Source organism: Kitasatospora sp. NPDC001547, assembly GCF_042894165.1.
Classification (GTDB): domain Bacteria; phylum Actinomycetota; class Actinomycetes; order Streptomycetales; family Streptomycetaceae; genus Kitasatospora.
Genome location: NZ_JBIAVL010000001.1, coordinates 257,973 through 277,548 on the forward strand (window position 1 = coordinate 257,973; position 19,576 = coordinate 277,548).

The following is a 19,576-nucleotide window of genomic DNA, read 5'->3' on the forward strand; positions in this document are numbered from 1 at the left end:
GGGCGGTTCAGTGGTGGTACTCGCCGGCGTTGACGTCCAGGCAGTGGCCGGTGACGGCGCGGGAGAGCGGGGACATCAGGAACAGCACGGCGTCGGCGACCTCGTCCGGCTCGGGGAGCCGGCCGAGGTCGAGGGTGGCCGCGACCTCGTCGTAGATGTCCTGGACGGTGACGCCGCGCTGCGCCGCCCACTGGCCGAAGCCCTCGCGCAGCGCGTCCGCCCAGATGTAGCCGGGGGCGACGGTGTTCACCCGGACGCCCTGCGGGCCGAGTTCGGTGGCCAGGCTCTGGGCCAGCGACAGCAGGGCGGCCTTGCTCATCTTGTAGGCGCCGAACAGCCGCTTGGAGTGCCGGATCACCGCGGAGTTGATCATCACGACCGAGCCCCGGTTCTCGGCCAGGGCGGGGGAGAACAGCCGGGTGAGCCGCAGTGCGGCGTAGACGTTGGTCTCGAACCCGGCCCGCACGTCCGACAGTTCGACCTCGCCGAGGTCGACCAGCGGCGGCACCGCGAAGGCGTTGTTCACCAGGGCGTCGATCCGGCCGAAGGTCTCCGTCGCGGCCTTGACCAGGGCGGCCGCCGACTCGTCGTCGGTGATGTCGGTCGGTACCGCCAGCGCCCGGCGCCCGGTCCGCTCGACCTCCGCGGCGATCTCCGCGATCCGGGAGCCGGTCCGGGCGGCGAGCACCACGTCCGCGCCCGCGTGCGCGGCGCGCAGGGCGATCGAGCGTCCCAGGCCGGGGCCGACCCCCGAGACCACGACGACCTTGTCCTCAAGCATCCTGATCCTCCAGCAAGTCCGGGTGTGCGTCGGTTGGTTCGATCGACAGTGCGTGGCGGAACACGTTCCGGGGGTCGTACGTCCGCTTGACCCGCTGCAGGCGCGGGTAGTTGGCGCCGTAGTAGAGCGTCGACCACGGCACCCCCGAGGTGTTCCACGCGGGGTCGGCCAGGTCGCTGTCGGGGTAGCCGATGTAGGCGCCGTCGGTGAAGGCGTCGGAGACGGGGACCCCGCCGGTCCCGGCGTGGACCTCGCGGTAGAACTCCCGGATCCAGGAGACGCAGGCCTCGTCCTGGTCCGCGGACTGCCAGACGCCGCCTCCGTAGAGGACCTTCAGGACGGAGTCCCGCTGGACGGCGGCGGTGGCGTCGGGGGCGACGGTGTTGACCTTCCCGCCGAAGCCGGCGACCACCAGGCACGACATCGGGTTGATGTGCTCCGGATCGGTCAGGTAGCGCCAGATCACCCCGAGTTGGCGGTCGGTGAAGCCCTTGCGCAGGTAGGCGGCCTTGTCCTTGTAGCGCCCCTTGGGGTCGTTCGGGAAGCTGTACGAGGGCAGCCAGGAGCTCAGCCACGGCACGACCTCGGTGACGTGCACCGAGGGCTCCACGCCGACTCCCGCGCTGACCGAGTCGAAGTGCTCCGCCAGCACCTTCTCGGCGTCGGGCCCGTCGTGGTCGATCACCACGACCATCCCGAACGCCCCGGAGTCCCGGTGGGTGACGATCAGGTTGCTCCACAGGCCGGCCGCCGGCGCGTCGGCGTCGTCGTGGTCCTCGTACCAGGTGCAGTAGTTGCGCAGCAGGGTGGTGAGGGACCGCTCGGTCATCTCCGCCCAGGGCCACATCACCGTCCGCTTCCACACCCGGGCCGGAGCCCTGGGCAGCAGCAGGGCCGGGTTCGCGGCGTCGGCCCCGGGGGTGCGCAGCCAGTACCTGGTCACCACGCCGAAGTTGCCGCCGCCCCCGCCGGTGTGGGCCCACCAGAGGTCGTGGTGGGGGTCCTCGGGGTCGGCGGTCGCCACCACCGCGCGGGCCCTGCCCGACTCGTCGACGACCACCACCTCGACGGCGTACAGGTGGTCGACCACCAGGCCGTCGCGGCGCGAGAGGTGCCCGTAGCCGCCGGCCGCGAAGTGGCCGCCGACGCCGACCTCCAGGCAGGTGCCGGCCGGGACCGTCACGCCCCAGCGCTTGAAGAGGGTCCGGTAGACGTCGCCCAGCAGGGCGCCGGAGCCGACCTCGATCGCGCGCCGGGCGGGATCGTAGGAGACGCCGTTCAGTTGGGACACGTCCAGCAGCACCTGGACGTCGGGGGAGGCGGTGAAGTCCTCGAAGCAGTGACCGCCGCTGCGGACCGCGATCCGCCTGCCCGCCGCCACCGCCTCGTCGACGGCCGCCACCACCTCCTCGGTGCCGGTCACCACGTGTACCTGGTCGGGTCGTCCGACGAAGCGGTGGTTGTAGCCCTGGACGAGGTTCTCGTACCGAGGGTCCCCCGGCCTGACCACCGTCGGCCCGGTCGGATCAACGGTCCTGTCGCTCATGCTCGTTCGTCCTTCCACGTGCGCGGCCGGCCCAGGTCGCCCCGGGTGCCGGCCGTCGGGTCCCGGGGTCCTCCCGCACGGCCCGGGGGAACCCGCCCCGTCCCGATCCCTCGCCGTCGGGACGGGGCGCGTTCCCCGGGCCGGGACGGCCGGCTAGCCGGCGTTGGGGGCGAACAGCTCGGGGGCCACGTCCTCGGCCATCGCCCGGGCCGACTGCCAGCCGACCTCGTGGGCGGTGCCGACGCCGCCGCAGAACAGCACGAACCGGCGGAAGCCGGCGGACACCAGCGCGTCCAGCTTGGCCCGGACCGTCTCGGGCGAGCCGACCAGGGCGAAGGGGTTGCGGAGGTAGGATTCCGCGGGGGCCTCGAACACGCCCTGCACGCCGGTGTCGCCCTCCTTGGCGAGCTCCGACAGCGGGCTGTCGGCGGGCGAGGCTCCGGCCATCCGCGCCAGGACCCCGCCGGCCGTCTCGATGTGCGAGACGAAGCCGGCGCGGACGATCTCGGCGGCCTCGCGGTCGGTGTCGGCGACCACGGTGAAGCAGCTCGCCGCGGTGTTCGCCATGGACAGCTCGTGTCCGTGCTCCTTGCCGACCTCGAAGTAGCGGTGCAGGCGGGTGACCATCTCGTCCACGCTGATCTTGGACATGCCGCCGGCCGACGGGTCGAGGTTCAGCCCGGTGAACACGTTCCAGCCGCGGCGGGCCGCCATGGCGAGGGAGCCGTCCGTCTCGGCGGCCACCCACAGCGGCACGCTCGGCTGCACCGGCCGGGGCCACACGGTGACCTTCGCGACCTCGGTGTCCTGGAGGAACGCGGTGTACGTGGCGGTCAGGTCGTCCTTCGCCACCGGGTGGTCGATCCGGTTGACGGCGCCGTCGACGAGGTCGGCGCTGTGCTCGAAGGCGGCCCGGTCGCCGCGTCGGCCGAGGCCGATCTCCAGGCGGCCGTTGGAGAGCACGTCGATCATGTTGAACTGCTCGGCGAGGTGCAGCGGGTGGTGCAGCAGGGCCAGGTTCACGCCCGTGACCAGCCGGGCCCGGGTGGTCCGCGCGGCGAGCGCGGCCAGCAGGATGTTCGGGTGCGGGGAGATCGACGACGGGCCGAAGTGCTCCGGCACGCTCAGGCCGGCGTAGCCGAGGCGCTCGGCCTCGACGCAGTGGTCGAGGTAGCTCTCGTAGAGGCGGGCGCCGAGGACCGGATCCCACTCCTCCGGCGAGCGCGAGCCCGTGGGCGCGTAGGTGAGGTTGTCCCAGTAGACGAACTTGACGCTGTTCGGGTCCTCGGAGAGTGTGCTCATGCCGGTGGTTCCCCTCTGTTCGCAAGGCTCGCAGTGGATGTGAATCAATCTATCCAGGCAGGCGGAGGCCGCCATCTTCCAGATTGCCCGCGCGGTCCGGCCCCGGTTCAGCCGGTGCCGCGGGCCTCCAGCGACCGGGCCAGCGCGACGGCGTCCTCGCGCACCCGGCCGCCGAGGCGCGGGCGTTGACCGGTGTCGGAGTACTGCCTGGGCCGGCTGCCGCTGGTGCGGCGCAGCACGGTCATGCTGTTCTGCCGCAGCTTCCGGCTCTCCAGCAGGTTCAGCATCTCGAACTCGCCGGGGGCCATCCGCTGGGTGTCGGCGATGTACTCCAGGATCGCCTCGCCCTCGGGGTAGGTCATCAGGTAGTGCATGACCACGATCCCGCCGTCCGGGTCGATCAACTCCCAGAAGTTCTCGAAGAAGTAGAGGCAGTCCCAGGCGTCCACCCAGGCGAAGTCGATCGGCCGGAACTCCTCGGGGAGGCGGCCGACGGCCCCGCGCATGTCGGAGTTGACGACGGTGACCCGCTCGGCGAGGCCGAGTTCGCCCAGCACCTCCGTCACCAGCGGGGCCGAGGAGCCGGAGTCCGAGAGGTCGTCGATCGCCACGAACCGCGGCCGGTACGGCTCGCGGTAGCCGGCCGGCAGCAGCAGCGCGGGCTCGCTGTCGATCCACGCCTCGTCCAGCTCCCGGCCGTCCGCGAGGTACGGCCCGGTCTTGCGGACCAGCGCGGCCGCCTCGGCCTCGGCCAGCTCCTCGGCCTCGGCCAGGGCCTTCGCCAGGAACGGCGTGGTGTACCCCATGCCGACCTCCAGCACCCGGCGGGGCCGGGCCAGGTGGATCAGGTGGGAGAGCAGCGGCGCCACCACCTCGGTCCCCATGCCGGGCACCCGCAGCCGCTCCACCGCGGTGCGGAAGCGGTCGTCGAAGATCCCGTCACGCGTCATCGCCGGTGCCCCTGCCCTGCTGGTGCTCGATGGCCTGGTAGAGCGCCTTGATGTTGCCGCTGCCGAAGGAGCGGGCCCCCATCCGCTCGATGACCTCCAGGAAGAGGGTGTTGCGGGGGTGCACGGACTTGGCGAAGATCTGGAACAGCTGGCCGTCGTGGTCCTGGTCGATCAGCAGGTTCAGCCGCTCCAGCTCCGCCACCGAGTGCCGCAGCGGGGTGAGGCGGTCCGGCAGCAGCCGGTAGTACGCCTGCGGGGTGCCCAGGAACTCCACGCCCCGGCGGGCGATCGCGTCGACCGAGCGCACGATGTCGTCCGTGGTGAAGGCGATGTGCTGCACCCCCGGGCCGCCGTGGTCCTTCAGGAACTCGTCCAGGTGGCCGCTGACCTGGGCCTGGTCCGGTTCGATCAGCGTGAAGGTGACGGTGCCGTTCTGCACCACCTTGGTGATCATCACCTGCCCGTTGACCTCGATCCGCTCCGTGAAGATCAGCTCGAAGTCGAGGACCTCGCGGTAGAAGGCGACCGTCGCGTCGATCTGCCCGGGCTCGACGCAGATCGCGAAGTGGTCGACCTCCCGCAGGCCGAGGTCCGGCGCGGCCGGGTCGGTGGCGACGGGCGTCAGCCCGGGCAGCGTCCGCTCGTCCGCCCGGTCCGACCGCTGGACGAAGGTGTGGGCGATGTCGCCGACGCCCATGATGGTCGCGGTGACCAGCTCGCCGTCGGCGACCGGCCCGGCGACGGGCCGGGCACCGCGCCGCACGGCCGCCGCGAACGCGGCCCGGGCGTCCGGGACGCGCAGCGCGATGTCGGCCACCCCGTCCCCGTGCTTCTCCACGTACGCCGCCCCCGGGTGGTCGCCCGGCAGCGGCTGGCTGAGCAGCACCCGGATGCCGTTGCGGCCGACCGCCACCGAGCGGAGGTCCGACGCCTGCGGGGCGGAGCCCGCGTACACTTCCAGGCCGTACCCGCGGACCAGCCACTCGGTGGTGACCGCCAGGTCGGCGACGTAGCAGGTGATGTGGTCGACGAGCATGCCGCAGAAGGTCTCCTGACCCGCGTCGAGGCTCATGTCAGACTCCTCGTCAGTCGTCGGGCTGCCCGGCGGGGCGCCCGGTGAGGCTCTTCGGCCTCAGGTCGGTCCAGTGCTCGTTCACGTACGCGAGGGCGGCGGCCCGTCCGGACGGCCCGTGCACGGGCGTCCAGCCCGCCGGCACCGCCACGGCGGCCGGCCAGAGCGAGTGCCGGCCCTCCGCGTCGACCAGGACCGTGAACTCGCCGTCGTCGGCGTCGAAGGGGCTGGTCATCCCCGTTCCCCCTCCGCCCGGTCCAGCAGGGCTTCCAGGGCGGCCACCGAGGGCACGTCGAAGAAGTCGGTGACGGTGAGGCGGACGTCCAGCGCCGCGCGGATCCGGCTGACCAGCCGCATCGCGTCCAGGGACTGGCCGCCGACCTCGAAGAAGCTGTCGTCGACGCCGATCTCGGGCACCCCGAGCACCTCGGCGAACAGGGCGCACAGCTGCCGCTGCCGCTCGGTCGCCGGCGCCCGGCGGGCGGCATCGGCCACCGGCTCGGGCAGCGCCCGCCGGTCCAGCTTGCCGTTGGGCGTCAGCGGGAGGGCGGGCACGCTCACGAAGGCCGTCGGCACCATGTAGGCCGGCAGCTGCTCCACCGCGTGCGCCCGCAGCGCGCCCGCCTCGACGTCGGACTCCGGGACGTAGTAGGCGACCAGGCGCTTGTCCCCGGACTCCGACTCCCGTGCCACCACGGCGACGTGGGCCAGGCCGGGGTAGCGCGCCAGCACCGCCTCCACCTCGGCGGGCTCCACCCGGAAGCCCATCACCTTGAGCTGGTCGTTGGCCCGGCCGAGGTACTCCAGCAGGCCGTCCCGGTCGACCCGGACGAGGTCCCCGGTGCGGTACATCCGCCCGCCCGGCGCGTCGAAGGGGTTGGCGACGAAGCGCTCGGCCGTCAGGTCGGGCCGGTTGTAGTAGCCGCGGGCCAGGCCGCGTCCGGCGATGTGGAGCTCTCCCACCCCGCCGACCGGCACCGGCCGCAGCTCGGCGTCCAGGACGTGCAGCCGCACGTCGTCCATCGGCCGGCCGACGCCCACCGGGCCGTCCGCCCGGAAGGGGGCGGTCATCGGCGAGCTGGTGCTGAACAGCGTCGCCTCGGTCGCGCCGTACATCGCGCGCACCACCAGGCCGGGGTTGTGCTCCAGCACCCGCCGGACGGCCGAGGGGGCGATGACGTCGCCGCCGGTGAGCACCTCGCGCACCCCGGCCAGGCAGCCCGGGTCCTCCTCGGCCAGCACCCGGAACAGGCCCGCGGTCAGGTGGATGCCGGTGATCCGCTCCTCGGCGATCAGCCCGCGCAGGGCGTGCACGTCGAGGTCGCCGGGCGGCGCCACCACGATCCGCCCGCCGTGCAGCAGCGGCACCCAGAGCTCGTACGTGGAGACGTTGAAGGCGTACGGCGCCACCATCAGCACCCGCTCGTGCCGGCCGTCCGCCCAGATCGAGTCCAGGGCCAGGCCGAGCGCGTCCCGGTGGGCGATCGCGACGCCCTTGGGCTCCCCGGTGGAGCCCGAGGTGTGGATCACGTAGGCGAGCCCGTCCGGGCCGACGGGGACGGCCGGGTCCGTCGCCGGGTGGTCGGCGAGGCCCTTCTCGCCGTCGACGACGACCACCTCGGGGACCTCCGGCAGGCCCTGCCGGCGCATCGCCTCGTCGGTCAGCAGCACCGGCGCCGCGCAGTGCTCCACGATCCACTGCTTGCGCGGCAGCGGGTAGGCGCTGTGCAGCGGGAGGTAGCAGCCGCCGGCCTTGAGCACGGCCAGGATCGCCACCACCAGGTCCGCCGACCGTTCCATCAGCACCGCGACCGGCGACTCGGCCACCACGCCGAGCTCGCCCAGCCGGTGCGCCAGCCGGTTCGCCCGTTCGTCCAACTCCCGGTACGTGAGCCGGACTTCGCCGGACGACACGGCGATCGCGTCCGGTGTCCTGAGCGCCTGTTCCGTGAAATGCCCCTGAAGGGAAGGGGAAGCCACCATGCCCTCCGATCCTGATCGATTGGTTGTCGGTGCCCGGATCAGCTGTCGAGCAGCCCGTGGACGGAGTCGCTCAGGTCGGCGAAGGAGGACAGATCGGGTACGGTCCACCCGTTCAGGTCGTACTCCGCCAGGCACTCGTCGACCAGGCCCTTGTAGGAGTCCAGCTGGCCGTTGGCGAGCTGGGCGAAGAGCAGCTCGATCCGGGTGTTCTCGTGGCTGCCGGCGTAGTTGCGCTCGTACAGCTCGTGGCGGCCGCCGAACTCGCTGCCGACGGCGTCCCAGAGCAGTTTCATCACCTTCACCCGCTCGACCGCGTCCACGCCGCCGGAGCCGCGCAGGAACCGGTCCAGGTAGGGCCGGATCCCCGGGTTGTCGAAGTCCTTGGCGCTGGAGTTCACGTAGATCAGCCCGCTGGCCACGTCCTGGAGCACGATCTCCCTGATCCGCGGGTAGCCGGTCTGCATGAACCACCGGTAGGCCAGCCCGTACTGGGAGTTGGGCAGCACCGCGCCGTTGCGCCAGGCGACCGGGTTGCGGGCGGCCGCGTCCGACAGCCCCCAGAACAGGTTGCGCCAGGCCAGCACCTCGCCGAGCCGGCTCTGCACCCCGCGGAAGTCTCCGGTGCCGGTGATGTCCAGCGCCTTGGCCAGCAGCCCGGCGATGAACTCCAGCTTCACCGCGAGCCGGGTGCAGCCGTGGAAGGTGAACCGCTCGATGAAGCCCGACTGGCCGGTGAACATCCGGATCTTCTCCGGCTGCCCGTAGACGAAGACGTTCTCCCACGGGATGAGCACCTTGTCGAGCACCAGGATGGTGTCGTTCTCGTCCAGCCGGGACGACAGCGGGTGGTCGAACGGGCTGCCCATCGCCGCCGCCGTCGCGGTGTACGACGGGCGGCAGATCAGCTTCATCCCGGGAGCGTCCATCGGCACGGTGGCCACCAGGGCGAAGGTGCGGTCCTTGATCGGCAGGCCGTAGTGCGCGATGAAGTTGTAGTGCGTCAGCGCGGAGCCGGTGGCGACCACCTTCGCGCCGGACACGACCAGCCCGGCGTCGGTCTCCCGCTCGGCGTGGATGAAGACGTCCTTCACCTGGTCCGGCGGCAGGCTCCGGTCGACCGGCGGGTGCACGATCGCGTGGTTCCAGTACAGCACCTTCTCCTGCGACTCCGCGTACCAGCGCCGGGCGTTGTCCGCGAACGGCTCGTAGAAGTCCGCGTTCGCGCCCAGGGTGCCGAGGAAGGACGCCTTGTAGTCGGGGCTGCGGCCCATCCAGCCGTAGCTCATCCGCGCCCAGGCGGCGATCGCCTGCTGGTCGCCGACCAGGTCCTCCGCGCTGCGCGGGGTGGTGAAGAAGCGGTGGGTGTAGCCCTCGCCGCCGCTGTCGACCGGCGCGGTCAGTACGGGCCGATGCCGGGGATCGTGCAGGGCGTCGTAGAGCCGTGCCGTCATCCGGACCGGATTGTGGAACGCCGGGTGGGTCGTGACGTCCTTGACCCGGTCGCCGTAGAGATAGATCTCCCGGTCGTCGCGAAGGCTCTCGATGTACTCCGCCCCGGTCAGCGGGCGGGTCCCGCGCGCATCGCCGGCGGTGGTCTCCCGGGCTTCGGCCATCAGACGCCTCTCCTTGCTGCCAGTTCACCGGACGGATCGAGCGTGCCAGCCCGGATGCGGAGGCCGCTTCTCCCGGCGTGCGCGCTTGCCCTCACCCGGGCGGTCAGGCCCGCCGGACTCAGCACTTGCGGAGATGCCCCGGTCCGGCCGCCCCCGGAGCATGAGCATCTGAATCGCCCGGCCTGTGCAGGAAGGACTCCGGAATGAGCCAGCGAACCGACATCGACATCGTGGTCCCGCTCTATCCGTTCATGCCGTACTTTCTCGACCGGACACGGGAGTTGGCGGAGAAGTTCACGGCCAACCACCCCGAGTACCGGATCCGGGTCACCGGCGCGGACTGGCTGTCGGTGCCCCAGGCGGTGCACGACGCCGTCGGCAAGGGGGAGGCGCCGACCATCGCGCAGTACTTCTACACCTCGACCCGGGACGCCCTCGACGCCCGACGGCCCGACGGGTCACCGCTGTTCACCTCCGTCGAGCGGGCGATCGCGGGCCGCACCGAGATCCTCGGCGAGCCGGTCGTGCTCGGCGACGTCGCGCCCGCCGCCCGGCACTACTACACCTACGACGGCGCGGTGGCGGCCATGCCGCCGCTCACCTCGACCACGCTGCTCTACGCCAACACCACCCTGCTGGAGCGGGCCGGGATCACCGAGGTCCCGCAGACCTGGGCCGGGATCGAGGCGGCCTGCCGGGCCGTCGCCGCGCTCCCGGACGGGCCGGCCCACGCGATCACCTGGCCCAACCACGGCTGGTGGTTCCAGCAGTCGGTGGCCCAGCAGGGCGCCCTGCTCGCCGACCAGGACAACGGCCGGTCCGGCCGCGCCGAGCGGCTGTACCTCGACTCGGACGCGATGCTGGCCTACGTCGAGTGGTGGCGGGGGCTGCACCGGGCGGGCCTGTACCGCTACCACCCGAGCCGGGTGAACACCGAGGTCGACTGGGACGGCAACTTCCGCGCCTTCGCCGACCAGGAGGTCGCCTTCACCCTCACCACCTCGGTCGAGGCGGCCCGGATGGCCCAGGCCGGCCGGGACGGCGGGTTCGAGGTGCGGGCCTGCCGGATGCCGTACAACGACCGGGTGCCGTACGCGGGCAACGTGATCGGCGGGGACGCGCTCTGGCTGGCCGCCGGCCTGGACCAGCGGACCCAGGACGGCGCCCTGGCCTTCATGCAGTACCTGAACACCCCGCGGACCGCCGCCGAGCGGCACCGGGAGACCGGGTTCATCCCGGTCACCGGCGGGGCGATCGACCTGCTGGAGCAGGAGGGCTGGTTCCGGCGCAACCCGCACTTCCGCACGGCGCTGGACCAGCTCGCCGCCAACTCCGGCTCGCCGGCCGCCCGGGGCGCGCTGCTCGGGGAGTTCGCCGGGATCCAGGACGTCCTGACCACCGCCATGCACGACGTCCTGGTCACCGACGTGGACCCGCGGGTCCGCTTCGCCCGGGCCAACGCGGAGGCCCAGCGGCTGCTGGACCACTACAACGACGCCTGCCGGGGCCTGCGCCCGCGCGGCCCGATCAGGGTCGGCTGAGAACGGACCGGGTCCGACGGCCCCGCCCGGCGGCGGCCGTCGGACCCGGTCCCCGGGCTCAGGAACGCTCGGGGCGGAGGTCCAGGGGCGCGTCCGGCGCGCCGACCAGCTCCCGCAGCACCTCGCGGAAGCGGTCCACCTGCTCCGCCACCGAGCTCTCGTCGTACAGGTTGCTGTTGTACTGGATGCCGGCCACCACGTCGCCGGCCGGGTCGAGGTTGAGCGTCCACAGCGCGCCGTTGGGCACGTCGGAGCCGACCGGCTGCGAGGTGAGCCGGCGGCGCACCTCGGTGTACTCCAGGTCCCCGATCAGCTCGCCGTCCAGCAGGAACGGGAACGGGAACACCTGGAAGACGCAGGCCGCCCGCCCGTCCTCCAGCGTCGGCAGCATCAACTCCGGTGCCTGCGCGAGGATCTGCCCGAACGGAATGTCGTGGGCGTACGCCTCCAGGCTGGTGGTGCGGATCCGGGAGACCACCTCGGCGAAGTCGCGGGACCCGGCCAGCTCGGTGCACAGCGGGAGGAAGTTGAAGAACGGCCCGACGGTGTGGTGGAAGCGGTCCTCGCCGCGGCCCGGCGAGAAGGTCGGCACCACCACCCGGGTGGTCCCGGTGGACCGCGCGACCATCACCGCGAACGCGCCCAGCAGCACCATGAACGGCGTGCTGCGCAGCGCGCGGCCGATCTCCACCGCCCGGGCGGTCAACTCGGCGTCGACGGTGAAGCGGTGGACGGCGGTGGCCTCCGGCAGGCCGGAGGACTTCGGCCGGTCGGTGGGCACCGAGAGGATCCGGGCGCCGGCCAGCCGCTCCCGCCAGAACGCGCGCGACTCCTCCAGCGCCGGGTCCGCCGCGTACTCCCGCTGCCAGGCGGAGAACTCGCGGTACGGCAGGGCGTCGGGCAGCTCGGGCTGCCGGTGCCCGCGGCGCTCGGCGTAGCGGACGGCGAGGTCGCGGATGATCAGCCGGACCGACCAGCCGTCCGCCGCGGTGTGGTGCACGACCAGCGCCAGGACCGCGTCGTCCTCGTCGAAGCGGAGCAGGGTGGCCTTCAGCAGCGGGAGTTCGCGCGCGCTGATGGTGCCCGACTCGACCTCGGTGATCAGGTCCTCGACCGCCTGCTCGCGCGCCGCCGGATCCGCTCCGGGCAGCTCCCGCAGCTCCAGCCGGACCGGGGTGGGCGGGTGGACCTCCTGGTACCGCTCGCCCTCGCCCCGGACGATCGCGGTCCGCAGCGCCTCGTGCCGCACCACCACGTCGTCCAGGGCCAGTTGCAGCGTCGCGGCGTCGACCTTCCCGCGCAGCCGCCAGCCGTGCACGATGTGGAACCGCGGCCCGAACGGCCCCTCGTCGTCGCCGCGGTCGAAGCCGCAGAGGAATTCCTGGTTGAACGAGAGCGGCGTCCTGCCCACCGGTGCGTCCGACTGCGGCTTTCCATCGAGGCTCATGGGAATTCCTCTCACTGGTTCCGGGGCGAATTCGCCCCGGAACCGTAGCAACCGCCCCGCCGCCGCGGTTCTTCGATCGTGCTGGCAATCAGGGAGATGCGGCCCGGCCGGTCCGCGCGCGACGCTGGCCGGGAAAGTCCCGCGGGAAAGCCCGCTCGAACCGCAGAGGAGCCGCGCGCACATGACGGTCGCCACGAATGCCGCAGGGTCCGGCTCGCCGCAGCCGCCCGAGCCCGGTCTGACACCCGAGGAGATCATCGCCAGGGCCGAGGCCATCGCGCCGCTCCTGGTGCCCCGGCAGGCCGAGACCGAACAGCGTACCTACTACGCCCAGGACACCCACGAGGCGTTCGCCCGGGCCGGCTTCTACCGGATCCTCGTCCCGAAACGGTACGGCGGCTACGAGTTCGGCATCGACACGTTCCTGCGGGTGGCGACGACGCTGGCCCGCGGCTGCCCGTCGACCGGCTGGATGTACTGCCTCGGCGCCACCCACGCCCTGCCCGCGGCCTCGCTGTTCGGCGAGCGCGCGCAGGCCGAGCTGTTCGCCGGCGGCGACTTCATCTGCCCGGCCACCATCGTCCCGAACGGCACGGCGGAGCGGGACGGGGACGGCGGCTGGCGGATCGACGGCACCTGGAACTACTGCTCCGGCTCGCCGTACGCGACCCACTTCATGGGACACGTGCCGATGCCCGGCGAGGACGGCGAACCGCCGGCGCCGATGCTCTTCGTCGCCCCGCGCGAGCAGTTCCGCCGGCTCGACGACTGGGGCGGCCAGCTGGGCCTCAAGGGCAGCGGCTCGCACAGCATCGTGATCGAGGACGGCCGGGTCCCGGACCACCTGACCCTGCCGCGGACCCACATGAGCGAGGTCCTCGTCGACGGGGGCACGCCCGGCTACCGGCTGCACGGCAACCCGGAGTACGGCGGCGGCTCGCTCAGCTTCATGGTGCTGGAGGTCGCCTCGCTCGCCGTGGGCATGGCCCAGGGCGCGCTGGACGCCTACGGGGAGCTGATGGTCTCCCGCACGACGCTGTTCCCGCCCGTGGTCACCCGCGCCGAGGACCCGGACTACCAGTTCTGGTACGGCGAGGCGGCCGGCATGATCGCCACCGCCGAGGCGGCCGTGCGGCAGGCGGTCACCCAGTGGCAGGAGCTGTGCGCCCGGGGGCCGGGCGCCTTCACCCGGGAGCACGACCTGCGCCTGGCCACCATCTGCCGCGAGGTGATCCGGCTGTGCTGGCACGCCGTGGAGGGGCAGCTGTTCCCGACGGCGGGTTCCAGCTCGGTGCGGCACGGCGAGCGGATCGAGCGGGTCTGGCGCGACCTGTCCACCCTGCACAGCCACTCCGGGATCGGCGTCTTCCTGTCCGCGGTGACCACCCGGGAGCTCGCCCGCGCCCGGTTCGGTGTCAAGTAGCGCGTCGAGCAGCCCGTCACGCAGTCCGTCAGGCGGTCCGCCGAACCCGTCCGCCGAACCCGTCCGCCGAACTCGTCCGCCGAAGCCGTCCGCCGAGCAGCCCGTCGACCCGAGGAGTTCCCGTCATGACCGAGACCGAGCAGGCCGTCGCGCTGCCCGGGGAGCCCGGCTACGCCGCCGCGACCGCCGTGTTCAACCTGGCCGCCCCGGTCCGGCCCGCGGCGGCGGTGACGGTCCGCACCGTCGAGCAGGTCCGGGCGGCGCTGCGCCACGCCCGGCACGAGGGGCGGTGGGTCCGGGTGCACACCACCGGGCACGCCGCCTCCTCGGCCCGCCCGATGGACGACAGCCTGCTGATCCGCACCGAGCCCGACGGCCCGGTGGTGGTCGACCCGGTGGCCCGCACCGCCCGGGTCCCGGCCGGCGCGCGCTGGGGCGAGGTGGTCGAGGCCGCCGCCGCGCACGGGCTGGCCGCGCCGCACGGCACCTCGCCCACGGTCGGGGTGGTCGGCTTCCTGCTGCGCGGCGGGATCAGCTTCTACGGCCGCCGGGCCGGGCTCGCCGTGAACAGCGTCCGGGCGGTCGAACTCGTCACCCCGGACGGCGAGTTCCGCCGGGTCTCGGCGAGTGAGGACCCGGAGCTGTTCTGGGCGCTGCGCGGGGGCGGCGGCGGACTCGGCGTCGTCACCGCGATCGAGGTCGGGCTCTTCCCGGCGGCCCGGGTGGTCACCGGCGCGGCCTTCTGGCCCGCGTCGCACGGCCCCGAGCTGCTGTCCCGCTGGCTGGACTGGACCGGGGACGCGCCGGAGGCCGTCACCACCGTGTTCCGGGTGATGAACCTGCCGGCCGTGCCCGGCATCCCGCCGGAGCTGACCGGCGGCCCGGTGGTGTGCCTGGCCGGCGTGGTGCTCAGCCCGACCGAGGACGGCCTGGCGACGGCCGAACGCCGGGCCGCGGACCTGCTCGGCCGGTTCCGGGCGGTCGCCGGACCGGTGCTGGACACCTGGTGCACCACCACCCCGTCGGCGGTGGTCGGCACCCACATGGACCCGACCGACCCGGTGCCGGTGCTCGGGGACCACCAGCTGCTCTCCGCACTGGGCGCGGACGGCGCCGAGACGTTCCTCAAGGTGCTCGGCGAGGGCTCGGGCTCGCCGCTGGTCAACGCCGAGCTGCGGCAGCTGGGCGGGGCGCTCGCGGTGCCCGATCCGAACGGCGGGGCGCTGAGCCACCTCGACGCCGCCTTCGCGTTCACGGCGGGCGGCCTGGCGGTCGACCAGGCCTCGGCGGCGGCGGTCCGGGCGCACTGCGCCGAGGTCCGCTCCGCCCTGGCGCCCTGGGACACCGGCCGGACCGCGCCGACCCTGGTCGAGCGCCTGGAGCAACCGCAGCGGCACCTGTCCGCGGCCGCCGTCGAGCGGGTGGACCGGGTGCGCCGCCGGGTGGACCCGTCGGGGTGGATGCGCCACGACGTGCCGCCGGGGGCCTCCGCCCGCTACTGACCCGCGCCGGCGGGAACCGACCGCCGGCGACACCGCACGCACCCGCCGAAGCGCCCTCCGCGTACCTCCGGAGGGCGCTTCGGCGTGTCCGGCCGGCCGAACGGCGGGATTCCCCCGCCGGCCAATTCCCGGTAAAAGCCGGGGCGGGTCGGTGAGCAATGTGAGAGATGCCTTTGTCAGCGCGCGGAGTTCATGCTCGTGCAGTAGACCTGCGCGTGAAGTGGGATTCACCGTCGCATTCCGGGAACGCGGATTCCGGACCCCGGGCCTTTTCCGGCCCGCAGGAGTCGGCCGCGTCGTGCACTCGATGCGAGAGCAGGGTCGTACGCGATCTGCTGAGAGGGGAATTCGGTGTCAAACCGTGAACGATTCCGCAGACTGGTACCGGGCCTGGTGGTGATCATGGTGGCCGCCTCGCTGTTCTTCGCGGCGAGGAGCTCGGTCGCGGTGGCCGGCGCGGAGGACGTCGCGAAGAAGTACGGCTTCAAGGAGATGCCCATCGCGATGCCGCCCGGCTACGACCAGCGGCCGATGAAGACCGTCCGGAACGTCAACCCGGCCTACCAGAAGATCCGTTCGTGGATCTCCTCGGTCGGGGCCAGCATCGCCATCAACGACCTCACCGGGCACGGTGTCGCCGACAGCATGTGCATCGTCGACACCAGGACCGACAGCGTGATCGTGACGTACACGCCGACCGCCCGGGAGGCCGACCGGTTCACGCCCTTCGTGCTGGACGGCAAGCCGCTGCCGATGGACGAGGCCATGGCGCCCACCGCCTGCACGCCCGGGGACTTCAACGCGGACGGCCGGATGGACCTCCTGGTGACGTACTGGGGCCGGACGCCGATCCTGTTCATGGCGAAGTCGGACGCCACGACCGTGTCCCCGAGCGCCTACGTGCCCCGGGAGCTGATCCCCTCGGAGTCGCTGGACGGGAGGTACCACGGCCCGCGCTGGAACACCGACGCGGACTACGTCGGCGACCTCGACGGCAGCGGACACCCGTCGATCGTGATCGGCAACTACTTCCCCGACTCCGACGTGCTCGACCCGAACGGTCTGAACAACGTCGAGATGAACGACTCGCTGTCCAGCGCCAAGAACGCCGGCGGCGACCACGTCCTGCGCTGGCAGCAGAGCACCTCGGGCCCCGAGCCCACGGTGTCCTACGTGGAGGAGAAGGGCGCCATCCCCTACGACGCGTCCACCGGGTGGACGCTCGCCATCTCCGGCGCCGACCTGACCGGTGACGGGCTGCCCGAGCTGTACATCGCCAACGACTTCGGCCACGGGCACCTGCTGTACAACCGGTCGACGCCCGGGCACATCGAGCTCACCGAGGCCAAGGGCGAGCGCACCCCGACCACGCCCAAGTCCTTCGTGCTCGGCAACGGCTCCTTCAAGGGCATGGGCGTCGACTTCGGCGACCTCGGCCGCGACGGCAAGTTCGACATGATGGTCAGCAACATCGCCGTCGCCTGGGGCCTGGAGGAGAGCAACTTCGTCTGGATCAACAAGTCCAAGGACGAGGCCGACATGCGGGCCAAACTCGCCGCCGGCATCGCGCCGTTCAAGCAGGAGGCCCAGGAGCACGGGATGGCCTGGAGCGGCTGGGGCTGGGACGCCAAGATGGGCGACTTCCTCAACAGCGGCGAGCTCAACGTCCTCCAGGCGACCGGCTTCGTGAAGGGCAAGATCAACCGCTGGCCGTGGCTGCAGGAGATGGCCATGACCAACGACGACCTGCTCTCCAACCCCGCGATGTGGCCCAACGTCCAGCCGGGCGACGACATCGCCGGCGACGAGGCCATCGCCTTCTACGCCAAGACCCCCGGCGGCCCGTACGTCAACATCAGCTCCGAGCTGGGCATCGACGTGCCGACCCCGACCCGCGGCCTGGCCACCGGCGACACCACCGGCACCGGCAAGCTGGACTTCGCCGTCGCCCGCCAGTGGGGGCCGCCCGCCTTCTACGCCAACACCTCGCCGAACCTCGGCAACCAGCTGAACCTGCGGCTCTACCGGCCGACCGCCGAGGGCGGAGCGGGCCAGGGCCTGGTGAACACCGGGGCCCCGGCGTACGGCGCCACCGTGTGCGTCATGACCCCGGACGGCAACCAGATCTCCCAGCTCGACGGCGGCGGCGGCCACGGCGGCTACCGCAGCTTCGACGTGCGCTTCGGCCTCGGCTCCCACCAGGGCCCGGTCACCGTCAAGCTGACCTGGCGGGACGCCGCCGGCGGGCTGCACGAGAAGACCCAGGAGATCACCCCCGGCACCCACTCCCTGATGCTGACCAGTGACGTCCAGGAGGTCCCGAACCGATGAGCGCGACCGCGCAAGCCCAGCCCGGCGGCGCCCCGGCGGCCGCGCCGGCCGCCCCCGCGAAGCCCAAGGACCCCCGCTACCTCGCCCTGCGGAACTTCGCGATCTCCATCAGCGTGTTCAACACCTTCGGCTACACCCTGCTCGGCTTCGAACAGCCCTGGCTGTGGCCGTTCATCGCGGTGTTCACCGCCTACGCCTGTGAGCTCGGCTTCGAGCTGATCAGCGCCTGGGCCCAGCGCCGCGCGCCGCGCTTCCGCGGCAACGGGGGCCGGGGGCTCTACGAGTTCCTGCTGCCGGCGCACATCACGGCGCTCGCGGTCAACATGCTGACGTACGGCAACAACCAGCTGCTGCCGCTGTTCTTCGGGGTGGTCGTCGGCGTCGGCGGCAAGCACGCCCTGCAGGCGCCGATCGCCGGCCGGATGCGGCACTACATGAACCCGTCCAACTTCGGGATCACCATGTCGCTGCTGTGCTTCGGCTCCTGGTTCAGCATCTCGCCGCCGTACCAGTTCACCGAGAACGCGAACACCTTCTTCCGCGTCATGATCCCGCTGATCATCGCCACCGCGGGCACGGTGATCAACGCGCTGCTCACCAAGCGGACCCCGCTGATCGTCGGCTGGCTCGGCGCGTTCGCCATCCAGGCGTTCGTCCGGCACTGGATCTGGGACGTCGCGCTGTTCTCCGCGCTCGGCGCGATGACCGGCGTCGCCTTCGTGCTGTTCACCAACTACATGATCAGCGACCCGGGGACGACGCCGATGAAGGCCCGCGCCCAGTTCATGTTCGGCTCCTCGGTCGCCATGGTCTACGGCGTCCTGATGGTGTTCAACGTCGTCTACACCCTGTTCTACGCCACCACGATCGTCTGCGCCCTGCGCGGGATCGGCTGGTGGGTCGCCCACCTGCTCCAGCGGTCCCGGCAGGCGGCCGCCACCGGCGCGGGCGCCGCGGACGGGACGGCCGCGCAGCCGCAGCAGATCGGCGCGGTCGCGGCCTGAACCACCGCTGGTGACACCGCTGAACCACCGCGGGTGACACCGCGAACGGCGCTGTGGCGCTGCCCGACCGGGCAGCGCCACAGCGCCGTTCGCCGTTCCGCCGGAAGGGCGGGCCGGCCGCCTACCGCTCGGCGAGCACCGCCTCGACGGGCTTCGCCGGCGGGTGGAACGGCCCCCAGGTGAACGCCGGCAGCCAGGGCCCGGGCGCGGCGCTCCAGGCCAGTTCGGCGATCTGGCCGAGCGACCGCCGGCCGGTGAGCGACCGCAGCAGGTCGTGCCGGTGCCCGCGCAGCACGGCGGCCGGCTCGCCGTCGCCGGCCAGCCACTCGGCGCCCGGCGTCTCGATCCGCAGCGCCGGAAGGCCCAGGGTGCGCACCGCGGCGGAGAAGCCCCGGACCACCAGGTCCAACGACGAGGGGTAGGAGGGGTGTTCCGGCACCACCGGCACCCCCAGCGCGCCCCGGATGTCGAGCTCGTGGGTGAACGCGTCCATCATCAGCATGGTGTGCCGCAGCTGCGGGGACTCCGTGACCACCCGCTCCACCGGGCCGTCCAGCCGCGCCCACTCGGCGAGCAGGCCGGCGAGGCCGTCGCCGGAGCCGTCGTGCGGGACCTCCCACAGGTTGCCGGGCGCGTCGGCGGCCACCGTCCGGCAGACCTCCAGCAGATGGCCGACCACGTCCAGGACGGTCCACCCCGGGCAGGCGGGCACCGGAACGCCGGCCACCCCGGGGCGCTCCACCAATCCGGTGATGTACTCCCGGGAACCGCGGTAGGCGAGGTGGTCGGGCACCCGCTCCCAGAGCGACCCGGACGTGGCCTCGGCGTTGCGCTGGTACGTGCTCATACGGGCTCTCCTTCGGTTGGACGGCCGTGACGGGACGGACCGGCGACGCCGGAACTCCGGTCTCGCGCGGGCCGGTTCCATTGTGGTGCCGGGGCCCCGCGGGAAGGCCGGCGCAGGCGGGCGGAGCACGTCCGAAGATGCCCGCGGGCCGGGCGGGGCCAGGAACGCAACCGCGGAGATGCGGACCGTGACAGGACGTCAGGACCATGGGGGGACCGTGGATTTCTGGACGTG

At 72.5% G+C, this 19,576-nt stretch carries 15 protein-coding genes; 5 read left to right on the forward strand and 10 right to left on the reverse strand.

Going from position 1 to position 19,576, the window contains the following annotated elements:
- Positions 1–7: 7 nt before the first annotated feature.
- The 8 genes from ACFY0X_RS01120 to ACFY0X_RS01155 form a co-directional block, all read right to left on the reverse strand.
- Positions 8–781, reverse strand: a complete 774-nt coding sequence (locus tag ACFY0X_RS01120) for an SDR family oxidoreductase (RefSeq protein ID WP_387747428.1) — start codon at positions 779–781, stop codon at positions 8–10.
- Entirely contained in the window at positions 774–2,327 is a 1,554-nt protein-coding gene (locus tag ACFY0X_RS01125) for an FAD-binding oxidoreductase (RefSeq protein WP_387747430.1), read from the reverse strand. The genes ACFY0X_RS01120 and ACFY0X_RS01125 overlap by 8 nt, the downstream gene beginning before the upstream one ends.
- A gap of 153 nt (positions 2,328–2,480) precedes the next feature.
- Positions 2,481–3,629, reverse strand: coding sequence for an LLM class flavin-dependent oxidoreductase (locus tag ACFY0X_RS01130; RefSeq protein WP_387747432.1), 1,149 nt, complete (start codon positions 3,627–3,629; stop codon positions 2,481–2,483).
- A gap of 107 nt (positions 3,630–3,736) precedes the next feature.
- Positions 3,737–4,579: a hypothetical protein gene (locus ACFY0X_RS01135; RefSeq protein WP_387747434.1), complete on the reverse strand. Its 843-nt coding sequence runs from the start codon at positions 4,577–4,579 to the stop codon at positions 3,737–3,739.
- Positions 4,569–5,651 carry a 4-hydroxyphenylpyruvate dioxygenase gene (hppD, locus tag ACFY0X_RS01140; RefSeq protein WP_387747436.1) on the reverse strand — a complete coding sequence of 361 codons (1,083 nt, stop codon included), beginning with the start codon at positions 5,649–5,651 and terminating at the stop codon, positions 4,569–4,571. Before hppD ends, ACFY0X_RS01135 begins: the two co-directional genes overlap by 11 nt.
- 13 nt (positions 5,652–5,664) lie before the next feature.
- Positions 5,665–5,886: an MbtH family protein gene (locus ACFY0X_RS01145; protein ID WP_387747438.1), complete on the reverse strand. Its 222-nt coding sequence runs from the start codon at positions 5,884–5,886 to the stop codon at positions 5,665–5,667.
- Positions 5,883–7,634, reverse strand: coding sequence for an amino acid adenylation domain-containing protein (locus ACFY0X_RS01150; protein WP_387747440.1), 1,752 nt, complete (start codon positions 7,632–7,634; stop codon positions 5,883–5,885). Before ACFY0X_RS01150 ends, ACFY0X_RS01145 begins: the two co-directional genes overlap by 4 nt.
- A 38-nt stretch (positions 7,635–7,672) precedes the next feature.
- Positions 7,673–9,247 (reverse strand): 4-hydroxyphenylacetate 3-hydroxylase family protein, encoded by a 1,575-nt coding sequence (locus ACFY0X_RS01155; RefSeq protein WP_387747442.1) that lies wholly within the window; start codon positions 9,245–9,247, stop codon positions 7,673–7,675.
- A 203-nt stretch (positions 9,248–9,450) separates the two neighbouring features.
- Between ACFY0X_RS01155 and ACFY0X_RS01160 the strand changes: the two genes are divergently transcribed.
- Positions 9,451–10,788 carry an extracellular solute-binding protein gene (locus tag ACFY0X_RS01160; protein ID WP_387747444.1) on the forward strand — a complete coding sequence of 446 codons (1,338 nt, stop codon included), beginning with the start codon at positions 9,451–9,453 and terminating at the stop codon, positions 10,786–10,788.
- Positions 10,789–10,846: 58 nt separating this feature from the next.
- Here ACFY0X_RS01160 and ACFY0X_RS01165 read toward each other — a convergent pair whose 3' ends face one another.
- Positions 10,847–12,235, reverse strand: a complete 1,389-nt coding sequence (locus ACFY0X_RS01165; protein WP_387747446.1) for a condensation domain-containing protein — start codon at positions 12,233–12,235, stop codon at positions 10,847–10,849.
- A gap of 181 nt (positions 12,236–12,416) precedes the next feature.
- Between ACFY0X_RS01165 and ACFY0X_RS01170 the strand changes: the two genes are divergently transcribed.
- From ACFY0X_RS01170 to ACFY0X_RS01185, 4 genes are all read left to right on the forward strand, one after another.
- The gene (locus tag ACFY0X_RS01170; protein ID WP_387747448.1) at positions 12,417–13,658 is read left to right on the forward strand and encodes an acyl-CoA dehydrogenase family protein; all 1,242 of its coding nucleotides are present in this window, start codon (positions 12,417–12,419) and stop codon (positions 13,656–13,658) included.
- 125 nt (positions 13,659–13,783) lie between these two features.
- Positions 13,784–15,160 carry an FAD-binding oxidoreductase gene (locus ACFY0X_RS01175; protein WP_387747450.1) on the forward strand — a complete coding sequence of 459 codons (1,377 nt, stop codon included), beginning with the start codon at positions 13,784–13,786 and terminating at the stop codon, positions 15,158–15,160.
- Between the two features lie 402 nt (positions 15,161–15,562).
- A complete protein-coding gene (locus ACFY0X_RS01180; RefSeq protein WP_387748050.1) occupies positions 15,563–17,491 on the forward strand; it encodes a CRTAC1 family protein in 1,929 nt (642 codons plus the stop codon).
- Positions 17,488–18,495, forward strand: a complete 1,008-nt coding sequence (locus ACFY0X_RS01185) for an enediyne biosynthesis protein (RefSeq protein ID WP_387747452.1) — start codon at positions 17,488–17,490, stop codon at positions 18,493–18,495. Before ACFY0X_RS01180 ends, ACFY0X_RS01185 begins: the two co-directional genes overlap by 4 nt.
- A 121-nt stretch (positions 18,496–18,616) precedes the next feature.
- On the opposite strand, the gene ACFY0X_RS01190 is transcribed toward ACFY0X_RS01185, so the two are convergent.
- Positions 18,617–19,342, reverse strand: a complete 726-nt coding sequence (locus tag ACFY0X_RS01190; protein WP_387747454.1) for a maleylpyruvate isomerase family mycothiol-dependent enzyme — start codon at positions 19,340–19,342, stop codon at positions 18,617–18,619.
- Between the last annotated feature and the right edge of the window lie 234 nt (positions 19,343–19,576).

What these genes read in the sequence shown, in the direction of transcription:
- ACFY0X_RS01125 (WP_387747430.1), bottom strand. Translation starts at nt 2,327, where the DNA reads ATGAGCGACAGGACCGTTGATCCGACCGGGCCGACGGTGGTCAGGCCG.
- ACFY0X_RS01145 (WP_387747438.1), bottom strand. Translation starts at nt 5,886, where the DNA reads ATGACCAGCCCCTTCGACGCCGACGACGGCGAGTTCACGGTCCTGGTC.
- ACFY0X_RS01175 (WP_387747450.1), top strand. Translation starts at nt 13,784, where the DNA reads ATGACCGAGACCGAGCAGGCCGTCGCGCTGCCCGGGGAGCCCGGCTAC.
- ACFY0X_RS01160 (WP_387747444.1), top strand. Translation starts at nt 9,451, where the DNA reads ATGAGCCAGCGAACCGACATCGACATCGTGGTCCCGCTCTATCCGTTC.
- ACFY0X_RS01170 (WP_387747448.1), top strand. Translation starts at nt 12,417, where the DNA reads ATGACGGTCGCCACGAATGCCGCAGGGTCCGGCTCGCCGCAGCCGCCC.
- ACFY0X_RS01135 (WP_387747434.1), bottom strand. Translation starts at nt 4,579, where the DNA reads ATGACGCGTGACGGGATCTTCGACGACCGCTTCCGCACCGCGGTGGAG.
- ACFY0X_RS01150 (WP_387747440.1), bottom strand. Translation starts at nt 7,634, where the DNA reads ATGGTGGCTTCCCCTTCCCTTCAGGGGCATTTCACGGAACAGGCGCTC.
- ACFY0X_RS01190 (WP_387747454.1), bottom strand. Translation starts at nt 19,342, where the DNA reads ATGAGCACGTACCAGCGCAACGCCGAGGCCACGTCCGGGTCGCTCTGG.
- ACFY0X_RS01155 (WP_387747442.1), bottom strand. Translation starts at nt 9,247, where the DNA reads ATGGCCGAAGCCCGGGAGACCACCGCCGGCGATGCGCGCGGGACCCGC.
- ACFY0X_RS01120 (WP_387747428.1), bottom strand. Translation starts at nt 781, where the DNA reads ATGCTTGAGGACAAGGTCGTCGTGGTCTCGGGGGTCGGCCCCGGCCTG.
- ACFY0X_RS01185 (WP_387747452.1), top strand. Translation starts at nt 17,488, where the DNA reads ATGAGCGCGACCGCGCAAGCCCAGCCCGGCGGCGCCCCGGCGGCCGCG.
- hppD (WP_387747436.1), bottom strand. Translation starts at nt 5,651, where the DNA reads ATGAGCCTCGACGCGGGTCAGGAGACCTTCTGCGGCATGCTCGTCGAC.
- ACFY0X_RS01165 (WP_387747446.1), bottom strand. Translation starts at nt 12,235, where the DNA reads ATGAGCCTCGATGGAAAGCCGCAGTCGGACGCACCGGTGGGCAGGACG.
- ACFY0X_RS01180 (WP_387748050.1), top strand. Translation starts at nt 15,563, where the DNA reads ATGGTGGCCGCCTCGCTGTTCTTCGCGGCGAGGAGCTCGGTCGCGGTG.
- ACFY0X_RS01130 (WP_387747432.1), bottom strand. Translation starts at nt 3,629, where the DNA reads ATGAGCACACTCTCCGAGGACCCGAACAGCGTCAAGTTCGTCTACTGG.